This is a genomic window from Enterobacter cloacae complex sp. SYL001 (genome assembly GCF_049237025.1).
In the GTDB taxonomy this organism is placed as follows: Bacteria; Pseudomonadota; Gammaproteobacteria; order Enterobacterales; family Enterobacteriaceae; genus Enterobacter; species Enterobacter intestinihominis.
On sequence record NZ_JBMKJI010000018.1, the window covers coordinates 76,312 to 98,139 of the forward strand.

At 54.8% G+C, this 21,828-nt stretch carries 16 protein-coding genes and 1 other RNA gene; 6 read left to right on the forward strand and 11 right to left on the reverse strand.

What is annotated here, in order from left to right; all coding sequences use genetic code 11:
• Positions 1-5 precede the first annotated feature (5 nt).
• The 4 genes from ACOTZP_RS16260 to ACOTZP_RS16275 are packed head-to-tail and all read right to left on the reverse strand — an operon-like array spanning position 6 to position 4,791.
• On the reverse strand, positions 6-953 hold the full coding sequence (locus ACOTZP_RS16260; RefSeq protein ID WP_058677986.1) for a fimbrial protein: 948 nt from the start codon (positions 951-953) through the stop codon (positions 6-8).
• A 1-nt stretch (position 954) separates the two neighbouring features.
• Complete coding sequence (locus ACOTZP_RS16265; protein WP_271086661.1) at positions 955-3,498, reverse strand: fimbria/pilus outer membrane usher protein; 2,544 nt, start codon at positions 3,496-3,498, stop codon at positions 955-957.
• Positions 3,499-3,525: 27 nt separating this feature from the next.
• Positions 3,526-4,203 (reverse strand): fimbrial biogenesis chaperone, encoded by a 678-nt coding sequence (locus ACOTZP_RS16270; protein ID WP_271075320.1) that lies wholly within the window; start codon positions 4,201-4,203, stop codon positions 3,526-3,528.
• 57 nt (positions 4,204-4,260) lie between these two features.
• Entirely contained in the window at positions 4,261-4,791 is a 531-nt protein-coding gene (locus ACOTZP_RS16275) for a fimbrial protein (protein ID WP_271075321.1), read from the reverse strand.
• A gap of 354 nt (positions 4,792-5,145) precedes the next feature.
• On the opposite strand from ACOTZP_RS16275, the gene ACOTZP_RS16280 reads away from it, so the two are divergent.
• Together ACOTZP_RS16280 and ACOTZP_RS16285 are read left to right on the forward strand one after the other, a co-directional pair.
• Positions 5,146-5,805, forward strand: coding sequence for a winged helix-turn-helix transcriptional regulator (locus ACOTZP_RS16280; protein WP_271075322.1), 660 nt, complete (start codon positions 5,146-5,148; stop codon positions 5,803-5,805).
• 77 nt (positions 5,806-5,882) lie between these two features.
• Positions 5,883-6,512, forward strand: coding sequence for a helix-turn-helix domain-containing protein (locus ACOTZP_RS16285; RefSeq protein ID WP_063148172.1), 630 nt, complete (start codon positions 5,883-5,885; stop codon positions 6,510-6,512).
• A 46-nt stretch (positions 6,513-6,558) separates the two neighbouring features.
• Here ACOTZP_RS16285 and ACOTZP_RS16290 read toward each other — a convergent pair whose 3' ends face one another.
• The 3 genes from ACOTZP_RS16290 to ydiJ all read right to left on the reverse strand — a co-directional run bounded on the left by ACOTZP_RS16290 (position 6,559) and on the right by ydiJ (position 10,302).
• Entirely contained in the window at positions 6,559-6,753 is a 195-nt protein-coding gene (locus ACOTZP_RS16290; protein ID WP_003857766.1) for a YdiH family protein, read from the reverse strand.
• 85 nt (positions 6,754-6,838) lie between these two features.
• Complete coding sequence (gene menI, locus ACOTZP_RS16295; RefSeq protein ID WP_023305978.1) at positions 6,839-7,249, reverse strand: 1,4-dihydroxy-2-naphthoyl-CoA hydrolase; 411 nt, start codon at positions 7,247-7,249, stop codon at positions 6,839-6,841.
• On the reverse strand, positions 7,246-10,302 hold the full coding sequence (gene ydiJ / locus ACOTZP_RS16300; protein WP_271075323.1) for a D-2-hydroxyglutarate dehydrogenase YdiJ: 3,057 nt from the start codon (positions 10,300-10,302) through the stop codon (positions 7,246-7,248). Before ydiJ ends, menI begins: the two co-directional genes overlap by 4 nt.
• Positions 10,303-10,501: 199 nt before the next feature.
• Here ydiJ and ydiK point away from each other — a divergent pair, with 199 nt between their 5' ends.
• Both ydiK and rprA read left to right on the forward strand, forming a co-directional pair.
• Entirely contained in the window at positions 10,502-11,617 is a 1,116-nt protein-coding gene (gene ydiK, locus ACOTZP_RS16305) for an AI-2E family transporter YdiK (protein WP_022647856.1), read from the forward strand.
• Between the two features lie 209 nt (positions 11,618-11,826).
• An RNA gene (rprA, locus tag ACOTZP_RS16310) (antisense sRNA RprA) lies at positions 11,827-11,934 on the forward strand.
• A 400-nt stretch (positions 11,935-12,334) separates the two neighbouring features.
• Here rprA and ACOTZP_RS16315 read toward each other — a convergent pair.
• The 4 genes from ACOTZP_RS16315 to ppsA form a co-directional block, all read right to left on the reverse strand.
• Positions 12,335-12,541, reverse strand: a complete 207-nt coding sequence (locus ACOTZP_RS16315; RefSeq protein WP_022647855.1) for a hypothetical protein — start codon at positions 12,539-12,541, stop codon at positions 12,335-12,337.
• A 358-nt stretch (positions 12,542-12,899) separates the two neighbouring features.
• Positions 12,900-15,275: a glycoside hydrolase family 3 N-terminal domain-containing protein gene (locus tag ACOTZP_RS16320; protein ID WP_271075324.1), complete on the reverse strand. Its 2,376-nt coding sequence runs from the start codon at positions 15,273-15,275 to the stop codon at positions 12,900-12,902.
• A 3-nt stretch (positions 15,276-15,278) separates the two neighbouring features.
• Positions 15,279-16,679, reverse strand: coding sequence for an MFS transporter (locus tag ACOTZP_RS16325; RefSeq protein WP_032624388.1), 1,401 nt, complete (start codon positions 16,677-16,679; stop codon positions 15,279-15,281).
• Positions 16,680-16,913: 234 nt separating this feature from the next.
• Positions 16,914-19,292 carry a phosphoenolpyruvate synthase gene (ppsA, locus tag ACOTZP_RS16330; RefSeq protein ID WP_023305974.1) on the reverse strand — a complete coding sequence of 793 codons (2,379 nt, stop codon included), beginning with the start codon at positions 19,290-19,292 and terminating at the stop codon, positions 16,914-16,916.
• A gap of 335 nt (positions 19,293-19,627) precedes the next feature.
• On the opposite strand from ppsA, the gene ppsR reads away from it, so the two are divergent.
• A complete protein-coding gene (gene ppsR, locus ACOTZP_RS16335) occupies positions 19,628-20,461 on the forward strand; it encodes a posphoenolpyruvate synthetase regulatory kinase/phosphorylase PpsR (protein WP_271075325.1) in 834 nt (277 codons plus the stop codon).
• 150 nt (positions 20,462-20,611) lie between these two features.
• Positions 20,612-21,658 carry a 3-deoxy-7-phosphoheptulonate synthase AroH gene (gene aroH, locus ACOTZP_RS16340; protein ID WP_023299917.1) on the forward strand — a complete coding sequence of 349 codons (1,047 nt, stop codon included), beginning with the start codon at positions 20,612-20,614 and terminating at the stop codon, positions 21,656-21,658.
• Positions 21,659-21,828: the final 170 nt, after the last annotated feature.

The window sequence follows — 21,828 nt, forward strand, 5'->3', positions numbered from 1 at the left end:
ACCTGCTACTGATAGGTCAAATTAAGGGTGGCGGAGGCATTTGCTGAACCTGACTCCACGCGGTTCAACGTCTGGTAATATCGGGCCGTTAACGGCAATGTCTCTTGCCCGCCGGCAGACTGCCGCAAGAATAGTCGGCTGTTCATCACCAGCGGCGCACCGTTATAGATAAGCTGCACCCCAACCCCTTTTGCGGTGCCGGCATTCCCCTGCCCGGTTAAGGCCATCACGCTGGTATTGGCGCTGTCCGGATTCTGTATTCCACTGAGCGAGACCGTAATATTGGTTCCGGCGGCGCAGGTTAAGCCCAGGTTTTGCGTGTTCTGTGCTCCCGCTGGCGTGGTGCCCACCACGGTGCCGAACGCCGAGGCGGGGATATCCCCGATCGGAAACGTCAGCTGTGACGTATTCACCGTGCACGCCATGGCATTAATGGTACCGGCGGTGAGCTGCGTGGTCAGGCCGTCACGATAGATGCCGTCGCTCCCCTGAAGCGTCACGACGCCGATCGCCCCCGGGGTTAACGCCCCCGATGAGACCGGGCCAGTCACCACCAGCTCAATCCTCCCGCCATACCAGTCGACATAGGAGGTCTGCGCATTGTACGAGAACGTATTGCTCGGGTTTTCAAAATAGGCGTTGGAGGAAAAGCGTATGCCTATCCCGCTGACGTTAGTGTTGTAAACATGATTGCCGTAGCTGCTCAACGTGGCGCTGTTGTAGCGCATGCTGAATCCCAGCATCAGCGGATTAGCACATCCAGTAAGATAGGAACCGGTGGCTGTCGCCGCGCCGGAAAAGACCACCGTGCCGACAGGCGCATCACGCTGCACGTTAATCGTCCCCACGGACAGGGTTGACAGCTGCGGCGTGATGGTGGTGCACGTACCGGCACGGGCGAGGTTTCCCGCCGCGAGCAAACAGAGAAGCAAAATCACGATAAGCCATTTCATGTTAACGTTCCTGACGGCAGGAGGCGCGCATGTCAGCGATCCCACCGAATGTTGAGTGTGTCGGCAGGCTGAAATCAGCGCGGCATTGCTGGCTGGGCTGACTCCCCCATGTCGCGACTAACGTCCCCTCCTCGCGCATACCGGTTAAATAAACCTGGCCGCGATCGCCCACAATAAAACTGCTGCTCTCATCACCGACAAGGGTGACCACCGCCCCAAACGGAACGGCGCGTTCGTTGTCGGTCAAGGTCATCAGCACCCGGCGACCTGACTTCGGCAAATAATCGGCTCTCACCACCGCTCCCCGCGTCGGCGTCACCGTGCGGGTGTTGATCTCCAGTTCGACATCCTCCGGCATATTTTCCGGATCGAGAGTGAGATCGTTTTTTCGGTAGACCGAAAGGTTGCTCACGACCGTATAACCGCGAACATCTGTCCGTACACCGGGCTGATTGCGGATATCCACGCCGTGGGCGCCAGGCGCTTTAATTAAGGCGTTGGTCTCCCCCAGCGGCTGAGAAAGCGTGATGCCATCAGCATGGGCGAGAATGCCGCCTTGTAGCCCGTAATTCAGGCGTTCACTGTTTTTGTCATAACCATACCCCGCCGTGGCTTCGCCATAGGTGCCTCTGTAGTCCGCGTTAACGCTGCCGGTATAGCCCACGCCCTCTGTGCCGTATCCCTGCTGCACGTTCCAGTTCAGGGCTCGGTTTTCGAGAGCCACCCCGTTCAGACCGATGCTGTGTGTCATCCCGTTATTCCTGCTGGCGTTCATGCCATAGTTCGCCCATGTCTGCGGCAAAAATTTATCCAGCGGAATGCTGATGTTGAACGCCAGAAGCTGGTCGTGGTCAGCGTTTTTTTGGTTGTCGTGGGTTTCTGACGCTGAGCGGACATTTTTGCTGTAGGTCCATGTCAGGCCATAGCTGATGTTGTGCCAGTAGTTGCTATAGCCGACGCTCCACGAAGCCATCGACTTACCGTCATTCCAGTAATCTTCCTGCGCCGCACTGAGGGTGAGCGCGCCCAGGTTGTCCCCCAGCGTCTGGCTCATTGTCAACTCGGCACGGTTACGTCGCCTGTCCTGAAGCGCGCTGCTGTCGCCGTACGAATCGAGGACCTCCTGCATCCCGTAATAGCCGCGGGTCGAGTAGCGATACCCGGCAATCGAAAAGTTCGTCCCGGAATTAATAAAATTCTTGCTGTATCGGGCCCGCCACGACTGACCGCTTGTTTTCGCGGCATGCTCCGGCGTTGACCAGCCCTGGGTGAGGTCTGCGGATATCGCCCCGAAATCGCCCATGTTCTTGCCCATCCCCAGAGCTGCCGACTGGTACTTATCTGCCCGCTGGACGCCGCCATAGAGCGTGAGGCCGTGAGAGAGGCCGTAAATTCCGGTCAGTTGCCCGAAGGGGGTTTTCTCCACGCTACGGTTATACGATCGATACTGCCCGGCGGTAAGGGCATATTTCAGGCGCCCCTCCCGTTGCAGGACCGGCAGCGAAGCGTACGGCAGGGTGAAATGTTGCTCACTGCCATCGGCTTCGACGATCGTGACTTCAAGATCGCCCGCGCCGCCGGTGGGATACATATCCGCGATCTCAAACGCGCCCGGCGCCACATAGCTTTGGTAGATTTGATAGCCATTCTGACGCACCACGACCTGCGCGTTAGTTCGCGCAATACCGCGCACCACCGGCGCATAGCCTTTCAGGGAATCCGGTAGCATGTCGTCGTCGGACGCCAGCTGGACGCCGCGAAAAGGCATGCTGTCAAAGACATCGGCAGGGGCGGAACTGTCTCCGAGCGTAAGCTGGGCTTGCAGGGGAATAATCGCGCGCTGCATCAAGGTATAGACATTGTCCCACTTATCCTGGCCGGACGCATCGCGGGACCAGGTGGTGTAGTTGCGTAACCGCCAGGGACCGACGTTGATCCCCGGTCGCAGGTTTGCATACTGACTGTCGCTGCGGGTGCCTGCCCCGCTTCTTGCCCGGCTGTTCGCGCCGCTCAGGCTGTAGTTGAGCATGGCCGCGGTAATGCCTTCATCCCACATCTCCGGCGGAACGTAACCTCTCGCTGGCAGATCTATGGCCGCCTGTGGGATGCTGATTGCCAGACGCTGGGCGCCAAACTTGAAATCCGCGCTGGCCTGTGGAATCGCCTTGAGATCGGCGCATTCTCCTTGCCCGGCGTCGAGCTGCGGGAAAAGCGCCGTTTTCACGCCCCACGCTTTTAACTGCCTGATACTCAGGCACGGCTGCAACGTTTCACTGCCGTTAGCATCCTTCACTGCCATGAAACGAATATCCCGCGTTTCCAGCAGCCGATCGTCAAGAATAATATCAACGAGGTACGTCCCGGGCGCCTGCGAGCCGGATTCAAAGGCAGATAAATCCGCTTTTCCCATTCCGGGATTATCCAGTTCTACCAGTTCCGTATTAAACGTCTCACTGGCATACAGCGTGGGAGAGAAACCCGCAAGCGCGAGGGCAATGAATATTGCCAGGCGCGCAGGCTGCACTGTATTAAATGCCGTTGTCATGACGAGCACCCGATTAATGCAAAGGGATCACAAACTGGCCCGGTGTAATTCGCCAGGATTGCCATAATCGTTAATGACTTTAAACGTCAGCGTATTGCCATTGGTCCCATTCGGTAACGGGAAACGAACTGAGCCTGAAGGCATTACGTACGTGACATCGTCAAGTTTTTTAACCCCGACCGTTATTTCATTGAAATTGATAACGTACGGCGTAGGGTTATTTACCTGCAGAGCATTTCCCGCACGATGCCAGGTTAATTTGTTGGTTTGTTCCTCAGGGGTAGACGCACGAAGGCTCTCTGGCCGATAAATAAGTTTGATCCGCGTTTTGACGGCAATTTGCAGCGAGTTCATCTGCTTTGAAGCTGATGGAATAGCTTTAATGTTCAGCCAGAATAAACTCTCCTGCCCCTGAGGCAGCGAGCCTGTCATGACAATACGCTCAAGGTTTTTTTGCCCGCCATCCAGCCGATACAGCGGAGGCGTAATAATAAAAGGCGCTTTACCGGATTGCCCATCCTGAACATCAATCCACGACTGGATTAAATAAGGAACGTCATCAGGATTGGTGATACTTATTGACGCTTCTTTTTTTGCCCCATCGAAAATAATGCGGGTGCCGCCAATAACTACTCCAGCACTGGCGGATGTTAACGTCAGCGATAACAGCGCCATCGCCAGGCCAGTTGTCGTTATAAAACGCATTTCAATACCTCATAAAACAAGGGGCCGGGAAGCCCCCTGCTAATTACTGCCAATGACTTAGTTGTAAACCACTGAGAAGTTCGCGACCGAGTTAGCCGGGCCCGCGGTCACGGACGCTGCGGTGGAGATATACTGCGCGTAGAAGTTCAGTGTATTATCAGCCGTACTGCTGAGCGCGTAGGTATAGCTGTTGCTGCCGTACAGCGGCAGATCGGCTTTATCTGCAGTCATCAGGTTAATCGCTACCCCTGTGGCCGCCCCCGCCACGGACGTATCAATCGCCAGCAGGCTGGCGTTGGTTAAATCCGGCGTACCGTCAAAACGGACTTTTGCATTAGTGACCGTCACAGGACAGTTTTTCAAAATAATATTAAACTGCGTCGCAGCCGTTCTGGCTCCCGCCGTCGAGAATTCCGTTTTATAATAATCGCCCAATACCACCACCTGGTTCTGAGATGCCACATCTACGTCGCAGGCAGAATCCAGAATATTTCCGTTAAAATTAACGGTACCTGCCGCTGCAAATGCATTGGTCATGGTGAGTACAGAACCTGCCGCTAACATTGCCATCATCAATTTTTTATTCATAATTCTCTTTCCTGTATTACTTTATTTATTACCGATATTCAGTTGCAGAAATAAAACCCCTTTCGACGAATCAAAATTTATACAACTCTTTTTCTACGCACAATCGATTTTAGGGTCTAGCTGTAGACTCTCTTTTAACAAAAACAAAACAAATTACTTTGGAAATATCTTAACAATAAAGTCCCCGGTCTACTTTTAGACCTAAGTCAAAAATGTTTCAAATTCAACTAATTAACACTAACCAATAGGCAAGTCTATAATTAGACTCGACGAAAATACTCCCTGACTAACTGTTTTTTAAGATAATTCTTTATGTCGATCAAAAAATGATCGCATCAGTGTATGAGGCCTCTTATGAACACCCGTATTGCGCCCGTTTCAGGCAATGAAATAACAACAGTGCTTGGCGCTAAGCCTCTTAAGCACATTGAAAAAATAATCGATAATGTTTTGCCGCATACGGAAAGATGCATCATGGCTAAAGGTGAAGTCATCCATTATTATTCCGGTGATATCCGCAAATGCTTTTTACTGTTACATGGCAGCGTGGCATTGCATCGCCGAGGTGACGGTATCGTCTTAAATTCCGAATCCGCACCTTTTATACTCGGCGTGAGCAGCCAGTTTTCTTCTGAGCACCTCTACGTCAGAGCGCTGGAAACTTCAGAGGTGGCTAGCGTTACGCTGGAGCGTTTTAATCACGTAGTCGCACAACAGAATTTATGGGAGTCCTTCTCGAACCTGCTGATCTATACCGCATCGCGCGTTTACGAACATTGTGCCCAGATATCGCAGATGTCGGCTTACGACATTATCCGCTTTCAGCTGGTAGAACTGATGCAGGAGCCGGAAGCCATAAGACAGAGCATTACCGCCGCAGCCTATATCAAAAGCCGCACCTATCTTTCACGCAGCGGCATTATGCGGATCCTGGCGGAATTGCGGACGGGGAAATACATCACTATGGAGCGCGGCGTGCTAATCGAGATCCATCACTTACCCCGCAAGTACTGAGGCTGTTTTTATCTCTGGAGAAGGTGGAAGATAAGAGCGACACTATAGAAAGTACAGTCTCTTTCCAGGTTAACGCTATGTCTTCTGACAAACCATCGCATCGCGGCTCTCCCTATGCCCAGGAACTGATTTCCCACTTACAGCCGCACTGCGCCACGTATAAAACCGATCCCGGTGAGCAACTTGATCTCCAGGTTAACGGGCAGAGTATGTGTTATTTAATTCTCGAGGGCACAATCGCGATTTACAGAAGAAGCGACGACATGATGCTTACCACCGCGCGCAGTCCCGCCCTGTTTGGTCTCGCTAACCTGACGGACATATATTTTAACGATTATCTCAAAACGGTGACGCCATGCCTGATCGGCGTGCTACCTACCGATCGGGTGGCAGAAGTTATCAAAGAGAAGGCGTTATGGGGGCTGCTTTCTAATCATCTGATGTTTGTCTATAACCGCCTTTATCACAACGTCATGCCGAAAGGTGCGCCAACGGCTTACGAGATGATTCGTCAGCAGCTCATGATGCTGATGCAGGAAGATGACAACTACCGACGCAGCGTGACGGCGGAAAGGTACATCCGGGATAAAACCCGGCTTTCCCGCAGCGGCGTAATGCGGATCCTGGCTGACCTGAAAACGGGCGGGTTCATCGAAATGGAAGAAGGCCGGCTCATTAAAATTAACAAACTGCCTGCCAAATACTGATTTTCAGACACAAAAAAGGCCGCGCAGGCGGCCTTTTCTTCACTGCTCAATGGACGTGAACGCCCAACCGCCAGGCAAAGTAGATCTCTTCTTTCAGCTCGTTTGAAGAGAGCGCCAGCAAATCCGTAAATTCCAGCTCAAGTTGTTTCAGCTTTTTCAGGTACTGCGCCGGAGACAGATTGCTTTTATCGCGACGTAAATATTCAATTGCCAGCTGTGTTGGGGTTATTTCAGTATCCATGATGTCCTCGCTTATGTTCAAAACGTGACCAGTATATCACAATCAGACGGCTAATTTTTGACCAAAAGCAAGACATTCGGAAACTTTACACAACGGCCGTCGTCAGTCTGGATGAACAACACAGGCGATCCTGCTCGTCCAGAATATCAATCTGCCACACCTGATGACGACTTCCGGCGTGCAGTGCGCGGCAAACACCGCGCACGCGCCCGCTGCGAACGGAGCGGATGTGGTTGGCATTGACCTCCAGCCCGACCACCTTCTGCTCCCCTTCCGTACACAGGTAACCCGCGACCGACCCCAGCGTTTCGGCCAGCACGACGGACGCACCGCCGTGCAGCAGGCCAAACGGTTGATGAGTACGGCTGTCTACTGGCATCGTCGCTTCAAGTTCATTATCGCCAATGCGCGTAAACTGGATATCCAGCAAACCGACCATGTTTTCCGCACCCATGGCATTTAAGGCCTGCAGAGTGACCGCACGTTTCCAGATCATCCGATAATCTCCAGTAAAGCCTGCAAGGGATGGCGAACGCCGTTACCTTCCACCCGTTTCACCTGGCTGCGGCAGGAGTAGCCCGTCGCCAGACAGCGGTTACGCGGCAGGCGCTGCATTGCCTGGTGCCACGACAGCTCGTAAATGCCGAGCGAGTTAGCGTGGTTTTTGACTTCATGACCGTAGGTTCCAGCCATACCGCAGCAACCCACGTTGACGCTTTCCAGCTTCGCGCCATAGCGGGCGAAGATAGAAGCCCACTGGGCAGGCGCCGTCGGCAGCGCGGTCACTTCAGTGCAGTGCCCAAACAGGTACCAGGATTCTCCGCTGACCTCCTGAGGGGCCGTTTGCTTCAGCACCGAAGGCAGCCACTCATGCACCAGTAAGACCTGAAAATCACCGCGCTTATCGCCGAGCGTATGCTTATATTCATCCCGGTAACAGAGCACCAGCGCCGGATCGACGCCCACCATTGGCATATCGAGCTGCGCCACGCGATTCAGGAAATCTGAAGTTTTCTGCGCGGTTTTCGCGAAGCGGGTCAGGAAACCTTTAATGTGCTGCGCCTTGCCGTTCGGCGAGAACGGCAGTACCACCGGCTGGTAGCCAATTTTCTCTGCCAGACGGACAAAATCAGCCACCACCTGCGCATCGTAATAGCTGGTAAACGGATCCTGCACCACCAGCACCACCTTCGCTTTCTGCTCAGGGCTTAATGCTTCCAGTTGTTCCAGGGTCATGTTCGCCGAGCGGTGCCCCACCAGCCGACGCTGGAGCGATGGCACCGACAGCAGCGGCAGATCCACCATGCCGATATGTTTTTCAGACAGTTTGCGCACCAGCGGCTGATTGATAAAGAAGTTAAAGGTTTTTGGCGCACGAGCCATTAGCGGCGCGTAACTCTCCACCGTTGCCACCAGATGATCGCGCATCGGGCGCAGATAACGCGTGTGGTACAGCTGGAGGAAGCGGGAACGGAATTCCGGCACGTCAATTTTAATCGGGCACTGGGTTGAACACGCCTTGCACGCCAGGCAGCCGGACATCGCCTCTTTCACCTCATGCGAGAAATCGTATTCGCCTTTATTCGCATGCCAGCTGTTGCGGGTCCGTTCGATGAGCCCGCGCAGGCTGGCGCGTTTTTCCGGCAGCTCCTGTTCCAGCTTGAGCGGGTCAATGCCGCGATCGGCCAGCAGGCGCAGCCATTCGCGCACCAGCGTCGCACGTCCTTTTGGGGAGTGGATGCGGTTGCTGGTGATTTTCATCGACGGACACATCGGGCTTTTCACATCGAAGTTGAAGCACAGCCCGTTGCCGTTGCACTCCATCGCGCCGCGCCAGGAAGCGCGAACCGCAATCGGAATTTGTCGGTCATAGGTGCCGCGCTTGACGGCGTCTACCTGCAACATCGGCGCATCAACGCCCTCTGGCGGGCAGATTTTACCCGGGTTAAGACGGTTATCAGGATCAAAAGCGGCTTTCACCTTACGCAGCTCGGCGTAGAGTTGTTCGCCAAAAAATGCCGGGCTGTACTCGGCGCGGAATCCTTTGCCATGCTCTCCCCATAACAAACCGCCATATTTGGCCGTAAGGGCCACGACCTCGTCGGAGATCTCCTTCATCAGGATCTCCTGCTGCGGATCGCACATGTCCAGCGCCGGGCGCACGTGTAGCACACCCGCGTCAACGTGCCCGAACATGCCATAGCTCAGTCCATGGCTGTCGAGCAACGCACGAAACTCCACAATATAATCCGCCAGATGCTCCGGCGGCACGCAGGTATCTTCCGCAAATGGAATCGGCTTCGCCGCCCCTTTCGCGTTACCGAGCAGCCCCACCGCCTTTTTACGCATCGCGTAGATTCGCTCGATGCCGGAGAGGTCGTTACACAGCTGCCAGCCAATGACGCCGCCCTCACCCTGTGCAATCAACTCGTCCAGACGCTGGCAGAGCGTGCTCACCTGGCTCTCAATCAGCTCTGCGTCATCCCCGGCGAACTCGACGATGTTCAGACCGAGCATCTCTTTATCCGGCACGTCGGTAATCAGTTCGCTCACCGAATGCCAGACAATATCTTCCCGGGCCAGGTTCAGTACTTTTGAATCAACGGTTTCCACCGACAGCGCCCGCGCCTCCACCATAAACGGGGCATTACGCAGCGCGGAGTCAAAGGAGTTGTATTTGACGTTCACCAGACGGCGCACCTTCGGCAGCGGGGTGATATCCAGACGCGCTTCGGTGATAAAGGCCAGCGTACCTTCTGACCCGGTCAGTATGCGGGTAAGATCGAACTGGCTCAGATCGTCATTATAGACATGGCGCAGATCGTAGCCCGTCAGGAAGCGATTGAGCTTCGGGAATTTGTCGAGGATCAGTTCGCGATTTTCACGGCAGCGCTCCAGCACGGTGCGATAAATCCGTCCGCTGGTGGTGCTCTCTTTTGCCAGCGTTTCAGCCAGTTCGACCGGCAACGGCTGGGTATCGAGAATATCGCCCCCCAGCAGCACCGCCCGCACACCCATGACGTGATCGGAGGTTTTGCCGTAGACCAGCGAGCCCTGCCCTGAGGCATCGGTGTTGATCATCCCGCCAAGGGTTGCGCGGTTACTGGTGGAAAGCTCGGGCGCAAAAAAATAGCCATACGGTTTTAAAAACTGATTCAGCTGATCTTTGATTACCCCCGCTTCCACACGCACCCACCCCTCTTCCGGGTTGATCTCAATGATGCGATTCATATAGCGGGACATATCAACGATGATGCCCTGGTTCAGCGCCTGCCCATTGGTGCCCGTCCCGCCGCCGCGCGGGGTAAAGACCAGGGAGCTGAAACGCTCCTGCGACGCCAGACGGGCGATGAGGGCCACATCGGCGGTAGAGCGCGGGAAAACGACGGCATCGGGAAGAAGCTGGTAAATACTGTTATCGGTTGCCATCGTCAGCCTGTCGGCATAATCGGTGGCGGTATCACCTGTAAAACCCTGTTGCTCCAGTGCCTGCAAAAAATTAAGCACCAGTTGAACGACGCCCGGTGCCTGAGAAATCTGTGGGATCATTGCTGTCGACCCTAATGAGAATAGTGTGAAATCGTTTGCGTTGTGTCTGGAAAGTTTTATCACATTTTTTTCTTATGTGCTTCGTAGAATTACGGGCAAAATCCGCCTGTCAAAAATCGCTGAAATCACTAATGATTAGAGAGATGCGGTTTATATTCCCATCAGCCTTGCTGGTATTCATTTAAGGAAAGTTTCGTTTATGGTCAATCTTCGTCAGCCCAGGGATGTCGCACAGATACTGCTGTCGGTGCTGTTCTTAGCCATTATGATTATTGCGTGTCTGTGGATTGTTCGTCCTTTCGTGCTCGGATTTGCCTGGGCCGCGACCGTCGTGGTCGCAACCTGGCCTTTACTCTTACGTTTGCAGAAACTGCTGTTTGGTCGCCGCGGCCTTGCCGTGCTGGTGATGACGCTGCTGCTGTTCCTGCTGTTTATTATTCCCATTGCGCTGCTGGTTAACAGCCTGGTTGACAGCAGCGGCCCGGTTATTCGCGCGGTCACCAGCGGTGACATGACGCTGCCGGATCTCGCGTGGCTGAACAGCATTCCTGTTGTGGGCGCAAAACTATACAGCGGCTGGCACAGCCTGCTGGAGATGGGCGGTAGCGCCCTGATGGCCAAAGTGCGCCCGTACATCGGCACAACCACCACCTGGTTTGTCGGGCAGGCTGCACATATTGGTCGCTTCATGATGCACTGTACGTTGATGCTGGTCTTCAGCGCCCTGCTGTACTGGCGCGGCGAGCAGGTTGCGCTGGGGGTACGCCATTTCGCCACCCGACTGGCAGGTAAACGCGGCGATGCGGCCGTGCTGCTGGCAGCCCAGGCCGTTCGCGCGGTGGCGCTCGGCGTGGTGGTCACAGCGCTGGTGCAGGCGGTGCTTGGCGGTATCGGGCTGGCGGTTTCCGGCGTACCTTATGCCACCATTTTCACCGTTGTCATGCTGATGACCTGTCTGGCACAGCTTGGTCCGCTGCTGGTGCTGGTTCCCTGCATTATCTGGCTTTACTGGACGGGGGACACGACCTGGGGCACGGTGCTGCTGGTCTGGAGTTGCGTGGTGGGCACCATGGATAACGTGATTCGTCCTCTCCTCATCCGCATGGGCGCTGATCTGCCGCTGATTCTGATCCTGTCCGGGGTGATCGGGGGGTTGATTGCCTTCGGCATGATTGGCCTGTTTATCGGTCCGGTGCTGCTTGCGGTAACCTGGCGTCTCTTCTCTGCCTGGGTGCATGAAGTGCCGCCACCCGGAACCGATCCGGACCTCATCTTAAGCGAACTTGAAGAGCTGGAAGATAAGAACGCGCAGTAAGAACCTTTGCCGGGTGGCGCTAACGCTTACCCGGCCTACACTCTTCGCAGGAATACTTAAACGTTGCTAAACTATTTATTCTCTGCGCACTGGTCAGACCCGCCTTTTCATGCCTAAAACCGTCATTCTCTTCAAGAAATCTTTACCTCCCTTTAACTATTGAGACGAATCCGATCGACTCATAAAGTTGGCATGCCTACTATTAAGACACGGTTATAAATCAACACCTTGATTTATAAGCATGGAAATCCCCTGAGTGAAACAACGAATTGCTGTGTGTAGTCTTTGCCCATCTCCCACGATGGGCTTTTTTTTATTTATCTTATGCTGAGCGCACAGGATTTAGGCGTGTTTTAAACGAAAAAACCGTTCATTACAGACTGATGAATAGCGATGAAAGAGTTTTACTGTTTAGTTCCATTCGTCATAAGCATATGCCATTTCACTATCAACTGAATATCTTTCTCGTACCGCCAGGTGTTCCTTTTACTCTGAATTATTAGTAGCCTCTGCCCGTTCATCAGCGCGAGCACGTTCACGTTGTAATGAGCATCACCACGTTTAAGGCGGCTGACCACTCCAGGAGCAGCGCCTGCACCTTTTTCTTCTGTCAATAATAGTTATGTGGGTTATTTTCCCGCCATAAGAAAAAAGATAAACATCAAGGCAAGCACAGTAAATGATATAACAGCCAAACTGGCGTTCCTAAAAACGCCATCATTTAGCTTTATCTTTTATACTTTTTTCAACCTGAGCATGAAGATTCATGCAGTTTATATACCCTTCTCTACGCGCTGCGTTGACTTCCGTAGCGTGTCTTAACTCCATTGCTAACAACTTATCTTCCATGACAGAAAGGCGATAAATCAGGGCGCACACAATCATTAAAAGAATAATGAATAACACCGAAATATCTACAACCACTTAACCTCTCCAGTTACTTATTGAATCCTGAGTTCTGACGCTATGCACTGTAGGTCTTCGTTTTCCCTGCATTGCGTTGTCATGTAGCCGTTGCACAGGGAACTTAAATCAGACAGAGTCCGTATCTTCATTTAAATTTCATCTTTTATAGCTCATCAAACCTATCAGGCTATCTGGCGCAGTCCTGCAACCAGCAGACGGTGAGGAGTAGCTATATCAGTTCCAGGCTCAGAGCAAGGCGACTAAGACTATTCTTATGCGAACTATTTTTTTAAGTTATTAGTGCTTTGTAAGTTCATTTTCTTCTTTTAATTGCTTGAAAGAGGACTCGCCTTTGTGGCCAGGCGAGTCCTGAATATTAATTTTTACAAATTTCACTCCTACTCAACATCTGCCATTCCCCCTCCAGCACCCGCGTCTCCCCGGTCACCTGCACGTTCACCACCTCGCGAATATCCGCCGAGGACGCGCCAACCTGTAGCTCAAATTCACCTGGCTCGACAATTCGCTTCCCGTCCCGGCGGGTGAAATTAAACATCTCCACCGGCAAGGTAAAGGTCAGGGTGGCGGTTTCTCCCGGTGAAAGCGTAACGCGTTGAAACGCTTTCAGCTCCTGAAGCGGACGAACCTGCGTCGCGACTTTGTCACGCACGTACACCTGTATTACTTCGCTGCCGCTGCGCTCCCCGATGTTGCTGACATCGACGCTTAACACCACCTCTCCGTCGACCGGGACGTGGCTTTCAGCGAGACGCGCCGCACTCCAGCGAAACTGCGTCCAGCCAAGACCGTAACCGAACGGGTAAAGTGCGCCGAAATGGAACGCAAACGGCGTGCCGCCGCTTTTCAGCTTGTGGTTATAGTAGTACGGCATCGCCCCGGCGTTTTTCGGCACGCTGACTACCAGCCTGCCCTGCGGCTCCGCGCGGCCGGTTAAGATATCGGCAATCGCCCAGCCCCCTTCCTGCCCCGGCGCCCAGGCCATCATCAGCGCGGCCACCTTCTCTTCCAGCCCCTGAAGGTTATAAGGACGCCCGCCCGTCATGACGACAATTACCGGCTTGCCGGTTGCCACCAGCTCCTCAAGCAGTTGTTGCTGCACGCCCGGCAGATTCAGCGAATCGGTATCCGATCCTTCCCCCACGGTGCCGCTCTGGAATAGCCCGGCGAGGTCGCCCACGCAGGCCACCACCACGTCACTCTCTTTTGCCGCGCTCACGGCTTCGGGGATCAAATCCGTGCGTTGTGAAACCGGCGATTGCTGCATCGGTTTACCGCCGCTGTCGCCCGGGAACACCGGCGCACCCGCCATCCGTTTTTCGATAATGTGGCACCCTTTGGCGTAACGTACCTGTGATGCACCAAGGTACTGTTCCAGCGCCGCGCGCGGGGTTGTCACCTGCGAGGTCTCTTCAACCATATCGCTGATGATCAGGTGAACCGGGAAGCTGTAGCCGCTCAGCAACGCCAGCGGATCGTCCGCCGTCGGCCCCACTACCGCTACACGGGGTTTTCCACCGAGGGGCAAAATGCCGTTATTTTCCAGCAGCGTGATCGATTTTGTTGCCACCTCGCGCGCCACCTGCCGGGTCGCCTCATTCTGCAAATCGATACCTTTTTCGTCGGCGTACGGTTTTTCAAACAGCCCGAGACGGAATTTTTCACTTAGCACGCGCGCCACAATCTCATCCACTTTCGCCATTGAGATAAGCCCACGCTCTACCGCTTCCGCCAGATGACGCGCGCAGTCATCCTTCGGCAATTCCACGTCCAGCCCGGCGTTAAACGCCAGCGCCGCCGATTCTGCTGGATCGTGAGTAATCCCGTGGTGCTGGTGCAGCAGGCTGACGCCGCCGTAATCCGCGACAATAATGCCGTCGAAGCCCCACTGTTCACGCAGCACGGTGGTGAGCAGGAAATGGTCGCTGTGCCCTGGCTGATTATCGATGTCATGATAGGCTGGCATCACCGAACCGGCGTTGGCCAGCTTCACCGCCATCTCAAACGGTAGCAGGAAGGTATCGTTTAGCTCGCTGAAACCCAGATGGACTGGCGCATGATTGCGCGCCCCTTCGCTGAAGGAGTGCCCCACGTAATGTTTCAGGGTCGCCAGCAGATCGCGCTTATCGCCCTGCAACCCCTTCACGTACGCCGTCGCCATCACCCCTACCAGCCACGGATCTTCCCCAAAGGTCTCTTCCGTCCGTCCCCAGCGCACATCGCGCGAGACATCCAGCACCGGGGCCAGCCCCTGCTGGCACCCGACAGACCGGGCCTCATTGCCAATCTGCTCCGCCGCGCGCTGCACCAGCGCCGGGTCCCAGGTGGAACCGTAGTTCAGCGACGACGGGAACAGGGTTGCATCTTTGCACAGCAGCCCCACCAGACACTCCTCATGAAACAGCGCCGGAATGCCGAGCCGGGTCTCCTCCATCATCATACGTTGCAGGCGGTTAGCGGCACGCACGCCGGTTTTTGCATCAACAATGTGCGTGCCGAGCGGACGGGTGATCTGCCCGACGCCCAGCTTCAGCCTTTCGCTGAGGGACGCCTGTTCGCTCACGCCGGCGAACTCATCGCTCAAATCGCTGCGCTCGCGGTGGCTGCCGTGTTCATCGAGGATCAGCCAGTACGCGTGCATCTGGGCAAATTTCCCTTCCGGCGTCATACGCGCCAGTAAATCAGCGACACGCTCGTGTACGGGACGTCCCGCGTCCTTGTAGATCACAGTCATGGTTTACTCCTGTAGTGCGGATTGGGTTACCGGGCTGAGCTGCCCCGCATCGTTTCGAATGTCTCGCTTGCTGGCCAGCTCACGGGCAATGGAATCCACCAGTCGGCTGTTGAGTTTGTAGATAGCAAGGAGCGCCACCATGCAGAGGAACAGCGCGCAGGGGATCAGGGTGAACAGGGCATTGATGGTTGCGAGGACGTGAGGCGCCTGGTTTGCCTGTCCGGGCGCGTAATCCACCATGCCCAGCACCCAACCGACTACCGCCCCACCCAGCGCCAACCCAAACTTGATGGCAAACAGGGCGGTAGAAAAGACCAGCCCGTCCAGACGGCGGCCGCTGCGGTGTTCTTCGTAGTCCACCACATCGGAGAACATGGTCCATTGCAGCGGCGTGGTCAGGTTCTGAATAAAACTAAACACAATATTCAGACCGAATATCAGCCACACCTGCGAAGGAGGAATGAAGAAAATCAACGCGCCAAAAATAACGAAAGAAATAATGGTCCACTGATAGGCACGTACGCGATCAAATTTCCCCAGCAGGCGTTCAGATAATAATGCGCCGCTTAAGGATGCCACCATGCCGGAAACAATAAAGGCAAAGACCAGTTCAGGACGTAACAGAACATAGTTAACGTAATACATGGTCGCAGAGCCACGCGTCACGACGGCGGTTAACAGTAAAATATTAAACAGAAAAACAATTCGCCACTGGCTGTTGGCGGCCAGCAGTTTTAAATCCGTCAGCATCGAGCCGGAGGTGTCATTGCGCGGCGAGTAACGCTCCCGGGTCATAAAGAAGCAGCAGAAGAATAAAACAATACCCAGCAGCCCCATCAGGCTCATGGCATAGAAATAACCTTTTTGCACATTCCCCTGACCTAATAATGAGACCAGCGGCAGCGCGATGACCGTTACAATCAACCCGCCGATAAACGACAGGCCAAAGCGCCAGGATTGCAGCGAGTGGCGCTCGCGCGGGTCGAGCGTCAGCGCGCCGGGCATGGCGCAGTATGGAACGTTAATCGCGGAGTAGATCAGGCTCAGGATGGCATAGGTTACGCAGGCATAGACAATTTTCGCCGTCTGCCCGGCATCCGGTACGTAGAAGGTAATCAGGCAGCTCACGCCAAACGGAATGGCAAACCAGAGCAGCCAGGGACGAAAACGACCGTGGCGGGTCTGAGTGCGGTCCACCAGCGCGCCAATGCACGGATCGACAAACGCATCGATCACGCGCACCACTAAAAACATGGTGCCCATAATGGCCGCCGGCAAACCGAATACGTCCGTATAGAAATACGCGAGAAATAACGTTGCCGTTTGCCAGACCAGCGCGCTGGCCATATCACCGAGGCCATAACCTATTTTATCTTTGGTACGTAATACAGAGGAGATTGTCATTGTTATTTGCCTTTTTATCAGGTTAAAACGTATTTCAACCAGTCGCGCATCATCCCGACGGATGTACGCGGTAAGGCTCAAGTATTAGCAACGCCCTGCCCACTAACAATTGTCTAAATTAACAGATAAATTATGATATTTGGTTTTTTGATTTATTTGTGATGGTGAGCATATTCGCAGGAAAATAAAAAAGGCGAGGACAGATATCCTCGCCTTTTTCAGGTTATGCAGGTTTTACTTGTTCAGCTCTGCCAGGCTCAGCCAGGTTTGCACCACGGTGTCCGGGTTCAGGGAGAGGCTATCAATCCCCTCGTCCATCAGCCAGGCCGCAAAGTCTTCATGGTCAGAAGGACCCTGCCCGCAGATCCCGACATATTTACCCTGTTTCTTCGCCGCACGGATGGCCATGGAGAGCAGCGCTTTCACCGCCTCGTTACGCTCATCAAACAGCTCAGAGACGACGCCGGAGTCGCGGTCCAGGCCGAGCGCCAGCTGCGTCATATCATTCGAACCAATGGAGAAGCCGTCGAAGTGCTCCAGGAACTGCTCGGCCAGCAGGGCGTTGGACGGAATTTCACACATCATGATGATCTTCAGCCCGTTCTCGCCGCGCTTCAGCCCCTGACGCGCCAGCTCATCCACCACCGCTTTCGCCTGATCCACGGTACGGACGAACGGGATCATGATTTCCACGTTGGTCAACCCCATGTCGTTGCGCACGCGTTTTACCGCCTCGCACTCCAGCGCGAAGCAGTCGCGGAAGCTTTCCGACACGTAGCGTCCGGCGCCGCGGAAGCCCAGCATCGGGTTCTCTTCTTCCGGCTCGTAGCGTTCGCCGCCCACCAGGTTGGCATATTCGTTGGACTTAAAGTCCGACAGACGCACGATCACGCGTTTCGGGTAGAAGGCCGCGCCGAGCGTGGCGATGCCTTCCGTCAGGCGGCCGACATAGAACTCTCTCGGCGAGTCGTAACCCTTCATCATCTCGCGGATTTCGTTTTGCAGCTTCGCGTCCTGGTCGTCAAACTCCAGCAGCGCGCGCGGGTGAACGCCTATCATGCGGTTGATGATGAATTCCAGACGCGCCAGGCCCACGCCTTCGTTCGGCAGGCAGGCGAAGTCAAACGCGCGATCCGGGTTACCGACGTTCATCATGATTTTCAGCGGCAGGTCCGGCATGGTATCCACGCTGGAGCTCTTCACGCTGAAGTCGAGGATATCGGCATACACGTAACCGGTATCGCCTTCGGCACAGGAGACCGTCACGTTCTGGTCGTCCTTCATGCGTTCGGTCGCGTCACCACAGCCGACTACCGCCGGGATCCCCAGCTCACGGGCAATGATAGCCGCGTGACAGGTACGGCCACCACGGTTGGTGACGATAGCAGCCGCTTTCTTCATGATCGGCTCCCAGTCCGGGTCGGTCATGTCGGTCACCAGCACGTCGCCAGGCTGAATGCGATTCATCTCGCTGATGTCGTGGATCACTTTCACTGGACCGGCACCGATGCGGTGACCAATCGCACGACCTTCCGCGACAATTTTGCCCTGCGCGTGCAGGGTGTAGCGCTCCATGACCTGACCGCGCGAACGGACGGTTTCCGGACGCGCCTGCACGATAAACAGCTTGCCGGTGTGTCCGTCTTTGGCCCACTCGATGTCCATCGGACGGCCATAGTGCTTTTCAATCTGCACCGCCTGCTTCGCCAGCTCTTCCACTTCGGCGTCGGTGAGCGAGAAGCGATCCCGCTGCTCCTGCGGCACATCTTCAATGGTGACCTGCTTGCCATGCTCTTGCGTCGGGGCATAGATCATGCGGATTTTTTTCGAGCCCATGGTGCGGCGTACCACTGCCGGACGGTTAGCCGCCAGCGTAGGCTTGTGCACATAGAATTCGTCAGGGTTCACCGCCCCCTGCACCACCATCTCGCCCAGACCCCACGCGGAGGTGATAAACACCACCTGGTCGAAGCCGGATTCCGTGTCGATAGAGAACATCACGCCGGAAGAGCCCACGTCGGAGCGCACCATGCGCTGTACGCCTGCGGAGAGCGCGACGCCGCGGTGGTCATAGCCCTGATGCACGCGATAGGAGATGGCGCGGTCGTTGAACAGGGAAGCAAACACATGCTTCACCGCCACCAGTACCGCCTCGTAACCCTGGACGTTGAGGAAGGTTTCCTGCTGTCCGGCGAAAGAGGCATCCGGCATATCTTCCGCGGTAGCGGAAGAGCGCACGGCAAAGGAGGCCTGCGCGTCGTCAGCGGAGAGCTGGTTGTAGGCGTCATGGATGGCTTTTTCCAGTTCCGGCTGGAAAGGTGTGTCGATGATCCACTGGCGGATTTGCGCGCCGGCTTTGGCAAGCTCGGTGACATCATCAATATCCGTTTTATCCAGCAGGTCGTAAATGCGCTGGTTTACACCGCTCTGGTCTAAAAACAGGTTAAACGCATCGGCGGTTGTGGCAAACCCGTTTGGTACGGAGACACCCATACCGGACAGATTTGTAATCATTTCACCCAGGGAGGCATTTTTGCCCCCAACTCTGTCTACATCATTCATGCCGAGTTGGTTATACCAAAGCACCAGCGGTGACGAGCCATTGTTGGACATCGAAACAATCCTTTTGTGATATTTGATCGGAGTAAGAAACACCTGACTACGTATTTATACTGGCATATTTATTTCCGCTAAAAAAACGGTGAATCGTGTAAGCAATTTAAATTTTCAACTTTTCGGACAGTTTCCCCGCACTCGCTAACCCGATGATTCCTATAGATTCCGGCAAAAACCATAGAAATAACGCCGCTAATCAGAAAATGAAATCCACTTTTCAGGAAAATCAAAAACACCATTTCATTTTAAATTCAGATAAGTTCTTTGCTGTGCAATTAACTTTTTTAATTTATGCTTTCAGGCAATTACGTACGCTATTCAGGGTGGATAAAATGGATAATGCTGTCGATCGCCACGTTTTTTATATTTCTGATGGGACGGCGATTACCGCCGAGGTGCTGGGACACGCGGTGATGTCGCAGTTTCCCGTGTCGATAAACAGCATCACGCTGCCGTTCGTGGAAAACGAGAGCCGGGCCAAAGCGGTCAAGGACCAGATCGACGCCATTTACCAGCAGACCGGTGTTCGTCCGCTGGTGTTCTATTCCATTGTGATCCCTGAGATCCGCAACATCATTCTGCAAAGCGAGGGCTTCTGTCAGGATATCGTGCAGGCGCTGGTTGCACCCTTGCAAAGCGAGCTGAAGCTCGACCCGACGCCGATCGCTCACCGTACCCACGGGCTGAACCCCGGCAACCTGACCAAATACGATGCGCGTATTGCCGCCATTGACTACACTCTGGCGCACGACGACGGGATCTCGCTGCGCAATCTGGACCAGGCGCAGGTCATTTTGCTAGGCGTGTCGCGCTGCGGTAAAACCCCCACCAGCCTTTACCTGGCAATGCAGTTTGGCATTCGCGCCGCCAACTACCCCTTTATTGCCGATGATATGGACAACCTGGTGCTGCCTGCCGCGCTCAAGCCGCTTCAGCATAAGCTATTTGGGCTGACCATCAACCCGGAACGACTGGCGGCGATCCGCGAAGAACGTCGCGAGAACAGCCGCTACGCCTCAATACGCCAGTGCCGAATGGAAGTCTCCGAAGTCGAAGCGCTGTACCGGAAAAATCAGATCCCCTGGCTGAACAGTACCAACTATTCAGTAGAAGAAATTGCCACCAAGATCCTCGATATCATGGGACTGAATCGCCGCATGTACTAATATGCTAGTACATTAATCCAGTTTCAGTTATTATCATGCCATCCTCGGGGCGACGTGCCCCGAACTTGAAATCAGCAGGGATTGGTTTAAGGTGATGCCCATCACTTCCCGGTAGTCTGCCGATGAAGCAAAAAATTTCTGAGACATTCCATGAACAAAACCGACGAACTGCGCACCGCGCGCATTGATAGCCTGGTCACCCCGGCTGAGCTGGCCCGGCTGCACCCCGTTTCCGCCGAGGTGGCGGACCATGTGACGGCCTCCCGTCGCCGCATCGAAAAAATTCTCAATGGTGAAGACAAACGTCTTCTGGTAGTAATTGGCCCCTGCTCCATCCACGACCTGGACGCGGCGATGGATTATGCACAACGCCTTCAGACGCTGCGCGGCACGTATCAGGATCGCCTGGAGATCGTGATGCGTACCTACTTTGAAAAACCGCGTACTGTCGTGGGCTGGAAAGGATTGATATCCGATCCCGATCTGAACGGTAGTTACCGGGTGAATCACGGCATTGCGCTGGCGCGTAAGCTGCTGCTACAGGTTAACGAGCTGGGCGTGCCGACCGCTACCGAATTTCTGGATATGGTGACCGGACAGTTTATTGCCGACCTCATTAGCTGGGGCGCGATTGGCGCGCGTACCACCGAAAGCCAGATCCACCGTGAAATGGCGTCGGCGCTCTCTTGCCCGGTGGGCTTCAAAAACGGAACGGACGGCAATACCCGCATCGCCGTTGATGCCATCCGCGCGTCACGCGCCAGCCATATGTTCCTCTCCCCGGATAAAAACGGCCAGATGACCATCTACCAGACCAGCGGCAACCCGTTCGGACATATCATTATGCGTGGCGGTAAAAAACCGAATTACCATGCAGAAGATATTGCCGCCGCCTGCGAAACGCTGGCGGAATTTGACCTGCCGGAGCATCTGGTGGTGGATTTCAGCCACGGCAACTGCCAGAAACAGCACCGCCGCCAGCTGGACGTCTGCGATGAAGTCTGCCAGCAGATCCGCAGCGGCTCGACCGCCATTGCAGGAATTATGGCGGAGAGCTTTATCAAAGAAGGCACGCAGAAGATCGTCGCCGGACAGCAAATGGTGTACGGCCAGTCGATCACCGACCCGTGCCTGAGCTGGGAAGACAGCGAACGGCTGCTGGAGAAGCTGGCTTCAGCCGTGGACACGCGCTTTTAAAATCCTGCCGGGTTACGCTGCGCTTACCCGGCCTACGGTACGTGCCCTTCTCCCTCTCCCCATGGGCTGAGGGTTCCCCAGTAATTTTTTTATGCAGAAGCAATAAAGTTGCTTTCTAAATGACTGAGGGCTGTCAGCGATGCCCTGGTCCGGCTGTAAATCGCTGAGGC

Bases quoted from the DNA above. Each gene is read 5' to 3' on its own strand.
- ACOTZP_RS16285 (WP_063148172.1), top strand. From the start codon at position 5,883: ATGTCTTCTGACAAACCATCGCATCGCGGCTCTCCCTATGCCCAGGAA.
- ACOTZP_RS16265 (WP_271086661.1), bottom strand. From the start codon at position 3,498: ATGACAACGGCATTTAATACAGTGCAGCCTGCGCGCCTGGCAATATTC.
- menI (WP_023305978.1), bottom strand. From the start codon at position 7,249: ATGATCTGGAAACGTGCGGTCACTCTGCAGGCCTTAAATGCCATGGGT.
- ppsA (WP_023305974.1), bottom strand. From the start codon at position 19,292: ATGTCCAACAATGGCTCGTCACCGCTGGTGCTTTGGTATAACCAACTC.
- ACOTZP_RS16260 (WP_058677986.1), bottom strand. From the start codon at position 953: ATGAAATGGCTTATCGTGATTTTGCTTCTCTGTTTGCTCGCGGCGGGA.
- ACOTZP_RS16290 (WP_003857766.1), bottom strand. From the start codon at position 6,753: ATGGATACTGAAATAACCCCAACACAGCTGGCAATTGAATATTTACGT.
- ACOTZP_RS16270 (WP_271075320.1), bottom strand. From the start codon at position 4,203: ATGCGTTTTATAACGACAACTGGCCTGGCGATGGCGCTGTTATCGCTG.
- ydiK (WP_022647856.1), top strand. From the start codon at position 10,502: ATGGTCAATCTTCGTCAGCCCAGGGATGTCGCACAGATACTGCTGTCG.
- ACOTZP_RS16275 (WP_271075321.1), bottom strand. From the start codon at position 4,791: ATGAATAAAAAATTGATGATGGCAATGTTAGCGGCAGGTTCTGTACTC.
- ydiJ (WP_271075323.1), bottom strand. From the start codon at position 10,302: ATGATCCCACAGATTTCTCAGGCACCGGGCGTCGTTCAACTGGTGCTT.
- aroH (WP_023299917.1), top strand. From the start codon at position 20,612: ATGAACAAAACCGACGAACTGCGCACCGCGCGCATTGATAGCCTGGTC.
- ACOTZP_RS16280 (WP_271075322.1), top strand. From the start codon at position 5,146: ATGAACACCCGTATTGCGCCCGTTTCAGGCAATGAAATAACAACAGTG.
- ACOTZP_RS16325 (WP_032624388.1), bottom strand. From the start codon at position 16,679: ATGACAATCTCCTCTGTATTACGTACCAAAGATAAAATAGGTTATGGC.
- ppsR (WP_271075325.1), top strand. From the start codon at position 19,628: ATGGATAATGCTGTCGATCGCCACGTTTTTTATATTTCTGATGGGACG.
- ACOTZP_RS16320 (WP_271075324.1), bottom strand. From the start codon at position 15,275: ATGACTGTGATCTACAAGGACGCGGGACGTCCCGTACACGAGCGTGTC.